General features: G+C 40.4%; 8 protein-coding genes. 6 read left to right on the top strand and 2 right to left on the bottom strand.

Annotated features, from left to right (window positions below):
• The first annotated feature begins 9 nt into the window (after positions 1–9).
• Both ACLCDV_RS20280 and ACLCDV_RS20275 read left to right on the top strand, forming a co-directional pair.
• Entirely contained in the window at positions 10–777 is a 768-nt protein-coding gene (locus ACLCDV_RS20280) for a hypothetical protein (protein ID WP_411972101.1), read from the top strand.
• Positions 778–805: 28 nt separating this feature from the next.
• The gene (locus ACLCDV_RS20275; RefSeq protein WP_411972100.1) at positions 806–2,269 is read left to right on the top strand and encodes a polysaccharide lyase 6 family protein; all 1,464 of its coding nucleotides are present in this window, start codon (positions 806–808) and stop codon (positions 2,267–2,269) included.
• Between the two features lie 449 nt (positions 2,270–2,718).
• Here the strand turns inward: ACLCDV_RS20275 and ACLCDV_RS20270 are convergent, their stop codons facing one another.
• A complete protein-coding gene (locus tag ACLCDV_RS20270; protein WP_333574388.1) occupies positions 2,719–3,219 on the bottom strand; it encodes a helix-turn-helix transcriptional regulator in 501 nt (166 codons plus the stop codon).
• 2,758 nt (positions 3,220–5,977) lie between these two features.
• Here ACLCDV_RS20270 and ACLCDV_RS20265 point away from each other — a divergent pair.
• Both ACLCDV_RS20265 and ACLCDV_RS20260 read left to right on the top strand, forming a co-directional pair.
• Positions 5,978–6,790: a hypothetical protein gene (locus ACLCDV_RS20265; RefSeq protein WP_411972099.1), complete on the top strand. Its 813-nt coding sequence runs from the start codon at positions 5,978–5,980 to the stop codon at positions 6,788–6,790.
• Positions 6,791–6,805: 15 nt separating this feature from the next.
• Positions 6,806–7,900, top strand: a complete 1,095-nt coding sequence (locus ACLCDV_RS20260) for a hypothetical protein (RefSeq protein WP_288067140.1) — start codon at positions 6,806–6,808, stop codon at positions 7,898–7,900.
• Position 7,901: 1 nt separating this feature from the next.
• Here ACLCDV_RS20260 and ACLCDV_RS20255 read toward each other — a convergent pair whose 3' ends face one another.
• Complete coding sequence (locus tag ACLCDV_RS20255) at positions 7,902–8,867, bottom strand: DKNYY domain-containing protein (RefSeq protein WP_411972098.1); 966 nt, start codon at positions 8,865–8,867, stop codon at positions 7,902–7,904.
• 852 nt (positions 8,868–9,719) lie between these two features.
• On the opposite strand from ACLCDV_RS20255, the gene ACLCDV_RS20250 reads away from it, so the two are divergent.
• Positions 9,720–10,025, top strand: coding sequence for a hypothetical protein (locus ACLCDV_RS20250; protein WP_317664487.1), 306 nt, complete (start codon positions 9,720–9,722; stop codon positions 10,023–10,025).
• A 279-nt stretch (positions 10,026–10,304) separates the two neighbouring features.
• Positions 10,305–13,496, top strand: a complete 3,192-nt coding sequence (locus ACLCDV_RS20245; RefSeq protein ID WP_411972097.1) for a SusC/RagA family TonB-linked outer membrane protein — start codon at positions 10,305–10,307, stop codon at positions 13,494–13,496.
• Positions 13,497–13,498 lie beyond the last annotated feature (2 nt).

Genomic DNA, 13,498 nt, shown 5'->3' with positions numbered 1-13,498 from the left:
CAGAGAGTCATGAAAAGAATGTTTAAGACCAAATGGACATATATCGCTATCATCGTAGCAAGTCTATTAATGACAAGTTGTTCACTTTTCGATTTGGAACTGCAAAAAGATTATGATTACCAACATAAAACTTTAGATCCCAATATCGGGATAAGCGCACGGAAATTTTTGGAGAACCGATCGTATGAGACGGTAGAAAACCCAACGGATACAGTTTTCAAATGGATGCGGAAGGGTTTAGAATATGCAGGAATTCCTTTGGAAGAATTTGAAAAAACCGATCGCACCTTTATTTTCTTACATAATGAAGCCATAAAGACCTGGGATACTAAAACGAAGAAGGTGACCGCAGGCCTGTTTTTTGACTTTCCAATTGTGACCGGAGTGGACGGAACAGGCAAACCGATTACAAGACCGGCAACAAAATGGGAAGAATACAACAAAGATGATGTCCGTAACTATTTTCTTTACCTGATGCTGCAAGGGAATTACAACTTCGATAAGCTGACCATTGAAAATACAAAAGCCAAAACGATGCTTCCAGCTAATACGGCTGCCAGCAAAAGCTCTTTATTGGGATACATGAATGAAGGCAAAGGTTTTGATCAGGAAGGACTGATGGCGTTACGGCTGGTCAATAACAGTGATTTGGCGCCCATTCAGATTAACAATAAAACAACCAATCGATCCGGGGGCTATATTGTGACCAATGGCGTGGTTCATGTCTTTGGAAGCAAGGGTAATACAACAGTTTATCCTTTTTCGGGAGCACTTTAACGAAAGAACCTTTTAAACAAATTTAAATATGATCAAAAAGAATTCAGTTATTGCTTCACTTCTGCTGCTATTGGCGGTAGGAACTAGCTGTGAGAAATCGCCAGCCGAAAAACTCACTTTAAACAGTATTGCCTGTGTGCAATGCCACACCATTCAGTCGGCAGCGGATCTTCAGGCACTGAGCTTACAGCCCGGAGACACGGTCATCATGAAGTCCGGCCAATGGACCAATCAGGAACTAACCTTCAGTGCTCAGGGGACAAAGCAGCAGCCTATTGTATTGATGGCAGAGCAGCGGGGGGCAGTTATCATGAAAGGTACTTCTTCTGTTAGTATCACGGGACAATGGTTAGTTGTGGATGGACTCGTATTTCAGGAAGGGTATACGACAGGCAAAAATGTGGTGGATTTTACTTCTTCCTCTTCAAACTGCCGCCTTACCAATACGTCGATTGTGGACTATAATCCGCCGGCAGCAACGACCGACTACCGTTGGGTTTCCATCAATGGTTCCTATCATCGCATTGACCACTGCTTTTTAAAAGGAAAGACCCATCAGGGACCGACCATGGTCGTATGGGGGACCAGTAAACCAATGAAACACCGGATCGATCACAACTTCTTTGGTGAGCGTGCTGCGGTACCGGACAATGGTGGGGAAACCATCCGTGTCGGAACCAGCGACTGGTCGATGACAAATGCACTGACAACCATTGAAGATAATATTTTCCAGCGCTGTAACGGTGAAACGGAAATTATATCCAATAAGATGGGGGCCGATACGATCCGTAACAACTATTTCTATGAAAGCCAAGGAACTTTATGTCTGCGGCATGGCAATGGATCTGCCGTTTATGGCAACTATTTTGTTGGCAATGGCAATAGCGCCGCTGGTGGTATTCGTATCATCGGTGAAGATCATCTTGTCTACAACAATTACTTCCAGAATATGGCCGGCACGGGACAAAAGGCTGCGTTGGCCATTATGGACGGTGTACCAAATTCACCTTTAAGCGGTTACTTTCAGGTAAAACGCGTAAAAGTTGTTGCCAATACCATGATCAAGTGTAAGCAGTCATTTGATATAGGTTCAGGCAAAGGTGGCAATAGCCGAACATTGCCGCCAACGGATGGGCATATCGCAAATAACGTGGTTTCTCAATCTGCCCAGTCTACCATGTTGACCTTTACCGATCAACCGGTCAATTTTGTGTATCAGGGAAATATTGTTTTCGATGTACCGACAAGTCAACAGCTTCCGGCTGGATTTACCCGAGTTAATCCACAGTACACACTAACAACAGATGGCATCTATGAGCCTACGAGTAGCAGCCCGGTGTTGGGTGCCTTTGTGGGGAATTATCCTTTTGCGGCAGCAGCAGATGCTGGAGCGCCTAAACTGGATACAAAACACCGCGATCTGCTAAAAGCCCAAAATATAGGTCCTGTATTTATGACCGGACTGGGGAATAGTTTGGTCATTAATCCTTAAAAAAAACTAAACATTATTTTATGCGGGGAATAAATTTTTTATTCCCCGCTTTTTTTGCGGTAAACAATGCTTGTATTTACCGCATATAATTTTGAGATCAAGGGCAACAACAGACTACTACCAAATTATACCTAAAAACAATTTTAAATCAGTATTTAGACAGTAATCAGTCAGTGTTTATTCAGTCGTCACTGAGCAAGCACTGAATAAGCACTGAACGAGCACTGAACAAGCACTGTAAAAAAATCAAACTTGACCACTATCTGATCCTGATTTGCTGCAGCTAAAAATTATTCTGAAAAAAGGGAAAAGTTACACGTGTGAACAAGAATAGCCGGGACTCCTATCAAAAGAACCCAAGGCCTGATCACCAGACAGGTCGTTGTTTTATTTAATGATTGGAAAGGTTATAAAGTTTTTGCACTCACAGGTGGTAAGTTTGGCAATTTTCATTTGTACTTTTTGACAGGTTTTGGAGAATGCTTTTTTCGGTATTCTTTATAATTTCCATGTTTTTCGTATTCCAGCGTACCTTCCGCACAGTAACTGCTGAGATAAACAGAAAATTTATTGCTTTGCTCTTTGTTGGCATTCAGCTGTTGGATTATTTCAGAAACACGGCGGGGTATCTCGAAAAAATTGGAATTATAAACAAGATCATCCAGTTCTTTCGTCAGCTCAATACGGCGTTTTGACTCCGGGGGAATATTGTAGAGCGGCGTTAAATCAATCTGTTTTTTGAATATGGTGTGCGGTTGAATTTTTAACGCACGGCAGATCAGGATAAAGTTATTCAATGAGGCACCTTTTCCGCGTTCAATGGCCGCGATTGTATTGGTGGTTAATCCGGTCATATTGGCTACATCTTTCAAGGTGTAGTATATTTTTTCACGTTGAACGCGCAATTGCTCGCCGACTTCCTCCAGTATATTCTCATTGGTATATCCCATATACAAATGGAAAACTTATTTGCGCATTTTTAGAATAATAATATTTGTAATTTATTTGCGCAAATAAATATTTGTTTTTATATTTGTTTCAACGAAAGCCGATAACTAAACTTAAGTTATAACAACAGGGCGGGAGACGAGGTGTTAATCTGTTGAAGTACGACTAAAAGCTAAATAATGAGAAAATTAAGAATAAAAAACATCGCAAAGTCACCGGAATAAAATTGATTTCGATTTTATAGACTTATATCTAGCATCCTATGTTGATAACCCCTATTATTGACTTGTAACTGCCATTCAAAGCATAGGATGAATAAAAAATAAAATTATTTGAATCGTTGAAATAGACTCGGTATTGAGTTTATTTAAAAGCTGTTTTTGCGCAAAAATGAAGTAATTATTTTGCGTTAAGGATGTTCTTTGACTTATTGGTATTGAAAGGGAGAATATAAAAATTTAGGCTGATCGGATGTTTTGCTGATCGGTTTGATTAGAATAGGAGGCATCTTGTGATGCCGTAGGGTGAGCGCAATGGCGACTCACTAAATACCCCTTTTTAATAAAATGTTGGGTAACATTCTACGCTATGTTCTTGATTATTATTGGGATACTAGGAGGTAAGATGTTTAATGATCTTAATTGTGAGGTATACACAACTATCTTTGTATAGGAAGAGAGCAGATGCTGGTGTTAATGATCTTAAATTGTGAGGTATACACAGCCTGAGGAGATTGGTGATTTCAGTAAATTTCGATTTTGATGATCTCAAAATGAAGGGTATATACAATAGGCGCTTTTCGGACTTTTCTTATTTCTTGAAGTTGATTATCTCAGAATATAGCGTATACACAATTAGAGACTCGTTAACAAATAATGGGTTATGAGAAGTTCATGATTTCATCATTTAGGGTGTATATAATGTAGGGCGGACCTTTTGTAAGTCTTCTGAGATGTTAATGATCTTAGAATGTAGGTGATATACGCAACTAGCTCGTGGGCTATTACTGTTTTTTACTTGATACTAGAATTTTAAAATTATATATGGAGGCATCTTGAGATTCCGTAGGGTGAGCGCCATGGCGACTCACTGAATATCCTTTTTTCGAAAAATGTTAAGTATATGCAGCATTGGTTGATTTATGACCTTAAAAAGTGAGGTATTGACAATTTATGTTTGTGATTAGTAGATGTAGATAATCTTATTATCAAGGGTATTCACAACTCGTTTTATAACCAAATATCGAAATGAAGGGAATACACAACTGCCGAACTATATTAAATAACTATTGACTAGATGCTAATGATAGCGAAATGTAGGGTATAACAAATAAGATACGATTATTTGGCGTAAAAGATATTATTGGTTTCAAAAAGTAGGTATAAACAACCTTAATCGAATTTAAAAAAAGATAAAAATATTGGTGATCTCAAAAAGTAGGGTATATACAACATACGCGGTCCTTCTCATCAATAACAACGTCGTGTTAATGATCTCAGAATGTAGATGATACACGACTAGCTCGTATGCTACTACTGCTTTTTACGTGATATTAGAATTTTCAAAATTATATATGGAGGCATCTTGTTATGCCGTAGGGTGAGCGCAATGGCGACTCACTAAATACCCTTTTTAAGAAAATGTTGGGTTACATCCTGCGCTATGTTCTTGATTGTTATTAAGATAATAGGTGGTGGGATGTTAATGGTCTCAAAATGTCGGTTAGTAACAACCTAAAAGTATAGAATATGCAACATTATTCTGATGTTAATGGTCTCAAAATGTCGGTTAGTACAACGCGAATCCATACGAAGTAATGCTTAAAATGATGTTAACGATGTAGAAATGAAGGGTATATATAACGGGAAACTTTTCGTTGAAGATAAATTTCTAGATGTCGATGATCTCAAAAAGTTGGGTATACACAACTGAGTCTTGTTTGTGAAACGTGAGAAATTTAATGTTGATTATATGCAATTAGCGTATGAGTTGCTACCGTAATTAATTCCGTTGCGTAGTACTTGAAAAGTAAGAAAATTTTCAAAATTATATATGGAGGCATCTTGTTATGCCGTAGGGTGAGCGTAAAGGTGACTCACTAAATACCCTTTTTTAATAAAATCTTGGGTTGCATCCTGCGCTATGTTCTTAATTATTATTGCGGTACTAGGAGGTAGAATGTTGATGTCACAGAATGTAGTGTATACACAACGATGGCTGAGTCAAAATGTCTATTGAGACTAATGTTAATAATCTCAAAATGTAGGATGTTTACAACAAAGTAGCATTTTATTTTAAACAACAAAAGCATATGCGATATCAAAATGTGGGGTATATGTAACTGGCGACCTTTGATTCATCGAATGAAAAGGGATGTTGATAATCTCAAAATGTCAGTTAGTAACAACTAATTAATAAAATTGCTCTTACGAGACTTGATGTTAATGGTCTCAAAATGTTGGTTAGTAACAACGCGAATCCATACGAAGTAATGCTTAAAATGATGTTAACTATTTAGAAATGAAGGGTATACATAATGGCTCGATAGTGGATTGTTTTATCCTTCTGATGTTGATCATCTCAAAATGTATAGGGTATACACAACTGGAACGCGTAACGCCAATACCGCCAACTCAATACCAATAAGTTTTTATAACAAAACAACGATTTACGCTTACCCGGCTTCGGTTTCCATAAGATCGTCAATTTCCGCCGAAGCTGTGGTAAGTGATTTTCGTGTGCTAACCATAAAAACGAATTATGAAACCAATTTTACTAAACAAGAACATTAAAACTGCCATTGAACACCTGCACAATGGTCATGAAAAGGGGCTTAAATTTTTCTACCAAAAATTCTATGAACACTTCCTTTTTCGCGCCCGCCGTGCTACCGATGATGAATGTACTGGCGAAAGTATCGCCCAAGAGGCCTTTCTCCGTCTTTGGCTGTTCCGAGAAAATGTACATTCCGAAACCGAGGTATTCGACTTTCTGAAAGGCCAGGTGAAGTCCGCCATTCACGCTTTTTATCAAAAATCGCGCAATAGATTTCACCGAAGCTTACTCCGCCTCGACAGCATTGAGGACTATCAGGAATTTATGCTGGGTTACGAACTGGAAGAGGAAAGCGAAGAAGATGTCCTATATATCGAGCAACTGGAACTGGAGAAGAAAAAGAAAATGGATCAGCTTAATGCCATTATGCCTAACCTCAACAACGATCAACAGCTCTTTATACGCCTGTGCCTCAAATATAGTTTTAACTATGAACGTATCGCTTACTATATGGGGAATATCTCTGATTATCAGGTTAGCCTACAAATAGAGAAAACAATCGAATACCTGCGTTCCATCATTCATAGTGAAGAGAAAATGCAGCTAATGGCCAAACCTGTTGAATTTAAATTGAATGGCGAAATGACCGAAGAAGAAGCTGAGGTCTTCCGCATGCGCTATGAATTGCAGTATTCCTTTGACAAGATTTCAGAAGCTTTACAATTGGATGGGGGACAGGTGCGCACTTTATTTATTAATGCACATGCAAAAATTAAATCTGCTAAGAAAACAGCATAAAAAACATAAAAAGATATGGCAGCTGATACAATGGTATTGACCCGCAAAATACAGGTTTTTGTGGATTGTGACGATAAAGAAAAACGATCGGAATATTTTAAACAACTCTTTGAATGGCAGGATCTTGTTTTCCGCGGGGCCAATATGGTCATCACCCATCAATATGTACAGGAAAATCTGAAAGATCTGATTTATCTGCAAGAAGATGTGAAAATCAAACTGGCCGATCAGGCAAAAGACCCGGAAGGTGTATTGAATACTTCAAGGATGAATACAACTTATCGCCTGCTGTCCAGTTATTTTAAGGGACGGATTCCCACAGATATTCTATCCCAGATAAACACGGCTTTAATCAAATATTTTCAGGCAGATCGTCTCTCATACTGGAAGGGTGAAAAATCACTTCGCAATTACAAAAAGGATATGCCCATTCCCTTTCCTGGTAGAAGAATTAACTTGAGTAAAGATGAGAATAATAGAGATTTTAAATTCACACTATTCAAAATACCTTTTCGGACCTACCTCGGTAAAGACCGATCGGATAAAAGGGTATTGCTCCAACGTGCATTGGTCGGACAAATCAAAGTCTGCAGCAGCGCAATCAAAATTGTTAAAGGCAAGATCTTTCTTCTGCTGGCCCTGGAACTTCCCAAAAAGATCCAAGAATTGAAAGATAACATTATCGCCGAAGCGTCGCTTTCTATCGAACACCCTATAGCAGTAACCATCGGTAAGGAGTCCTTTCAGATCGGCAACAAGGAAGAGTTTACTTACCGCCGTATGGCCATTCAAGCAGCACGGCATCGCTTACAAAAAGCCGCCGCATTTGATAAAGGTGGACGTGGACGTAAACGGAAAATGAAAAGCTTGGAACACTACAACGAAAAGGAGAAAAATTACGTAGACGCCAAGCTCCACCTCTATAGCCGCCGGTTAATTGAACTTTGTGTAAAAGCACAAGCGGGTACACTCTTATTGGTCAACCAATCCAATAAGGAAGAAATCGCAAAAGGAGATGAATTCCTGTTGCGCAATTGGAGCTACTATGGACTTATCGAAAAAATTAAATACAAGGCCAAAATGGTCGGTATTAACATTATTATAGAATAAATTAATCCAATTTTTCGCCCCGATAAAACTTCGTATATGCATCCCTTGCATAGCCATTGTCTAAGTACTCAAACGTGCTAGCACCGGCTCCATTTAACTCCTGGCCGCGATAGAAAACTGCCCAGGAGTCTTTTGCATAACCTCCTCCAAGCGCTTTAAATGTAGATGGCGATGCACCCTTAACTTTTACCCCCTGATAATAAACTGTCCAGGGATCTGCCGCATAGCCGTTTCCGATTAATTTGAACGAGTTGGGGCTGCCGCCCTCGACTTTGACTCCGCGGTAAAAAAGATTCCAGGCGTCTTTGGCATAGCCATCATCAAGGTATGCAAAGGTTGAAGCAGAAGCCTCTTCCACTTTCTGATTTTTATAAAAAACAGACCAATTGTCCTTAGCGTATTGACCGCCAAGGGGCTGTGTGTTAGGACCAGCAAATTTATCATTCTTTTCCCCCCTATAATAGCTCGACCAATTATCTTTTGCATAACCCCGGCCGAGATTTTCAAAGCTTGAAGCATTGGCTCCATTAATTTCCTTGCCTAAATAATAAGCTTTCCAGGGGTCTTTGCTGTAACCATTTCCCAGTATCTTGAAAGAAGACGCTGTTGCATTTGACAGTGGCTTGCCATAAAAATAAACCCTCCAGGCATCGCTAGCATAACCCTCTCCCAGGAATTGGAAAGTAGATGGACTTGCATCAACTATTATTGCTCCTCGAAAATAAACCTTCCAGGTATCCTTTGCATAACCCGAACCTAAAAATTGAAATGAACCGGCATTGGCGTTCGGAATTTCTTTACCGCGATAATAAACGCGTGATCCGATTTTGCGGTAACCATCGCCCAGATGGTCCTGTAAGAAAAGAGCAATATGGTTATTTTGCGCAATGTTTGCAAAAATAGCCTGTGTGGCAGTAGTCAACAAAAGAAGAACGAGCATGGTTTTAAATGGGACTTTTGTCATCATATAGGGCATCGGGTTAAATTTGAAAGCAAATAATCTTGTTGTACTCTTGTTAATGAGACCCGGTAATACTCGTAAAGTTTAGTCATTAATTAAATTTTTTTTGGACGCTATCTTGCCCTTGTTCCGAGATAGGTCTGCTGATTCTTTGCTGTTCCTCTGCTGTTTGATTACCATTTCTTTGCCGTTTCTTTGCTTATTCTTCGGGTCTTCTTCGTATCTGCTTCGAGAATGGTTTGCTATTCGTTTGCCGTTTCTTTGGTGTTTCTTTGGTGTTTTTTCGCCGTTTCTCTGCTAAAATGGTAATTAAATAGCAACCAATCGGCACAGAATAGGCACAGAATAGGCAAAGAATAAGCAAGCAAGGGGGCCAGTAAGTCCCTAGCATACCTTATGCGAATACGACCAATCACCCTAGAGAAGGCTAATGCGATCGCAAAAACAGGGGCTATGGGTAAGCTAACCTGCCTAACAGCGAAAGGCTGGACGCAAGGTTGCATAGTTGGCACTTATTTGGTCGGCTGTAAGTGTATTTCTGGAAAAGAGTAGCTGGAATCCTGGATCGTGGTAAACAGGGAATAATCATCGCTAAGGGAAAGCCGTATTTGCTGTCGTCAAAATCAAAATAACGCATAATAATGTCTTTAACCCTGTAGGCAACGCATAGGTGCTAAACCCTGGCGCAGTAAATATAATAGTTTTTCTTAATATCGCTTGACAGGGAATTGAGGTCCGATCCCTGTAATGCAAATGCTGCCAGTCAAAAAACAGAGGCCATGTCATATTCAGGTCAATGAAAGGCTATATATGCTCCTTAATTTGAAAAAGTAATATATTTTTTGTATATTGCTGGTTATGAGTTTTAAAGAAAAATTAGAGAACTGGCGCACGTCAATCAATCGCGCCGGTAGTGGTGAGGAATTGTATATTTTGCTTTTGAACTACAAAAGGTTTATCAATAAAAATTGGATGGACGATTTTGGCGATCCGGGCAACTGGAAATCGGAATTAAATCAGGTCATCAGCAAAGTAAGAAACAAGGTGGATGTAGCAGATATCAGAGCCTGCCAAGATTTATCGTCCTATCAGGACGATGCCCGGCAGACAGCACATTCACTCAATCATACGTTAAAATATCATCACTCATTGACAAAAGGGTAGGCTAGGCCTACCTTTTTTTGTGATCAAAATTTTTTAAATTATTTATTAAGCGGGATGTATAATCAGCCATGATTGTACATCCCGCTTTATTTTTTTTTATTTCTCCGCAGTAGACAGTGGCTCGCTAGCCTAGTTATGACACACAACCTGAACCTATTATTGAAAAAAATATTTGCCCATGTCAGAAAATGTTTTTACTATTGTAAAGTAGTATAGAATAGTATAGATTACTAGCCGCTATACTATAAACTAATAACCAATCTATAAGAAGACCAATTTATGATCTACCACATGTATTACCGAATCTGTAAATGGCAGCGATGTAGTCTTGTCTTCCTCTTTCTTTTGATAACTGGCTTTGCAAGTGCACAGTCCAAATCATTTGAATTAAGAGGTGTTGTATTAGATAGTGTCGGACATTTACCCATTTCCAATGTTACAATTGCCTTCGTGGGAAAGAATGCAGTTGTATCAACGGATGCACAGGGGCAGTTCCTGATCAAAGATGTACACCTCAACGATCAGCTTGTCCTGACTTCGGTCGGATTCGACCGAAAAACTGTTCAGGTCACCAGTACCAACCGGATGACCATCTTTCTGTCTTCATCAAGTTCAAACCTCGATGAAGTGACTGTTGTCGCTTATGGCACACAGAAGAAAACGAGTATGGTCGCTTCGATCACCTCCATTAATCCGAAAGAAATTAAAGGCCCTACCTCCAATCTGACCACCATGCTGGCAGGTCGGGTAGCGGGTTTAATTGCGTATCAGCGCAGTGGTGAACCCGGAAATGATAATGCCTCGTTCTTTATTCGTGGTGTCGGGACCTTTGGTGCTGGAAAAAAAGACCCCTTGATTCTCATCGATGGGATGGAATCGAATACAACGGCTTTAGCGCGGCTACAGCCCGATGATATTGCTGGTTTTTCGGTGCTGAAAGATGCGGCCGCCTCTGCATTATATGGTGCCAGAGGTGCAAATGGTGTGGTTCTGGTGAATACCAAAAGTGGTATCGTAGGAAAGGCAAAATTTAATGCGCGTTTCGAAAACTCCATTTCTACCAATACCCGAAATTTCCAATTTGCCGATAACATTACCTACATGAACCTGGCAAATGAGGCGGTATTGACGCGCAATCCCAAAGGGGCTTTGCCTTATGACCAAAATAAAATCGATCATACCGCAAGGGGCGACGATCCGCTGCTTTATCCAAATAATAACTGGATCGATCAATTGATTAAAGATTATACCAACAACCAGCGTTTCAATTTCAACGTAACTGGCGGGGGAAACCTGGCGCAATATTATGTCGCGGGTACTTTCAACAATGACAGGGGAATTTTGAAATCGGAAAGTGGCAATAATTTTGACAATAACATTAACCTCAAAAATTATTCGATACGTTCCAATATCACTTTAAATGTAACCCCGACAACCATAGGAATTATCCGTACTTCGGCTCAGTTTGACGATTATAAGGGGCCCATCGGTGGTTATGATGATTGGGGTAATTTGATCAATGGGGGGCAACGGGTATTCAAAGAGGCCATCTGGTCCAATCCGGTGATGTTCCCGGCAGTTTATCCAGCTTCTTACGCACCGTTTACAACCCATCCGCTCTTCGGAAATAACTTTATACCGACGACAAAGACCTTGTACAATAACCCTTATGCCAAAATGGTCAACGGTTTTCAGGAATACAATAGTTCCACAGTCAATGTACAATTGGAGCTGAAACAGAACTTTGATTTTATCACAAAAGGTTTGTCGGCCCGTTTGATGGCTTATACACAACGGTACTCGTATTTTTCGGTACGCAGAAGCTTTGAACCTTTCTACTATAATCTGCTGAAAATACCGGGTACAAACAATACGGTATTGAGCTTGCTGAATGAAAATCAGGGAACGGAATACCTGGACTACAGTCAAGGCGATAGGATACAGAATACAACGACCTATGGCGAATTTGCGGTCAATTATAACCGGACCATTGGAAAGGATCACGACATTACGGGTATGCTCATCGGTATCATGCGCAATTATCAGACAGCAAATGGAGGCAATTTACAGGCCTCTCTGCCAGCACGTAATATCGGTGTATCTGGACGCGCAACGTATGCGTATAAAAATAAATACCTTTTTGAAGCAAACTTTGGTTACAACGGTTCCGAGCGCTTTTCTAAAGATAAACGATTTGGCTTTTTCCCCTCTTTTGGAGTAGGCTGGAACCTCCAGGAAGAGCCGATGTTTGAGTTTATGACACCGGTGGTATCTCGTTTAAAACTACGGGCAACCTATGGTTTGGTGGGTAACGACCAGATCGGTAACGACCGCGACCGCTTTTTCTATTTATCACAGGTTAATCCAAATGATAATGGAAAAGGATTTTCCTGGGGAAATCTTTGGGATTATACCCGCCCGGGTTATTCCATCTCGCGTTATGCCAATCCCAATATTACCTGGGAACGTGCCAAAACATTTGATGCAGGTTTTGATCTGAATCTTAAAAATGGATTGGGTGTTGTCTTCGACTACTACAACTCCAAGCGAAGTGATATCTTAATGGTACGCTCAACGATTCCGACGACAGCAGGTTTTCAGGCCGATATTCAATCCAATATGGGCAAAGCGGAGAGTAAGGGATTTGACCTGGCTTTGGATTACAACAAATCTTTTGCAAATACCTGGTGGACGCAGTTGCGCGGTAATATGACCTATGCGACCAATCGCTTGCTGACCAACGAAGAGCCAAACTATCCGGCAAATTTATCTTACCTGACACATTTAAGGTATCCGATTAAACAACAATATGGTTTGATCGCCGAACGCTTATTTGTCGATGATATTGAAGCCGATAACTCGCCACTGCAAAATTTTGGTGGTGCACTGAAAACAATGGGCGGTGATATCAAATACCGTGACATTAACGGTGATGGCAAAATAACTGATCTGGACAAGGTGCCCATCGGTTTTCCAACGGATCCTGAAATTATCTACGGTATGGGGTTCACCGTTGGTTTCAAAGGATTTGATGTCAGTGCTTTCCTACAGGGCTCTGCACGTTCATCGTTTTTTATCAATCCCGGAAATATCACGCCTTTCGCCATCAATGGTCCCTATCAAAACGGGCTGTTAAAACAGGTGGCCGATAGTCACTGGTCGGAAGATAATCAGGATATCCGTGCATTTTGGCCACGATTGACCGACGGATTCAACAATAACAATAATCAATTCTCGACCTGGTGGATGCGTAATGGTGCCTTCCTTCGCCTAAAATCTGTTGAATTGGGCTATACGGTACCAAAGAAGATCCTGGATCGCTGGAAGATGTCCAATATCCGCATTTATACCAATGCCCTGAATCTTGCGGTATGGAGCAAATTTAAAATGTGGGATCCTGAAATGGGTGGTGATGGTTTGGGTTACCCGGTTCAGGCGGTATATAATATCGGAATCAATGTAGGATTATAAAA

Origin of the sequence: Sphingobacterium sp. Lzh-3, assembly GCF_046764375.1 — a bacterium.
Taxonomy (GTDB): Bacteria; Bacteroidota; Bacteroidia; order Sphingobacteriales; family Sphingobacteriaceae; genus Sphingobacterium.
The sequence above is the reverse complement of the archived record's forward strand: the minus strand, read 5'-3'. Positions and strand labels throughout refer to the sequence as shown.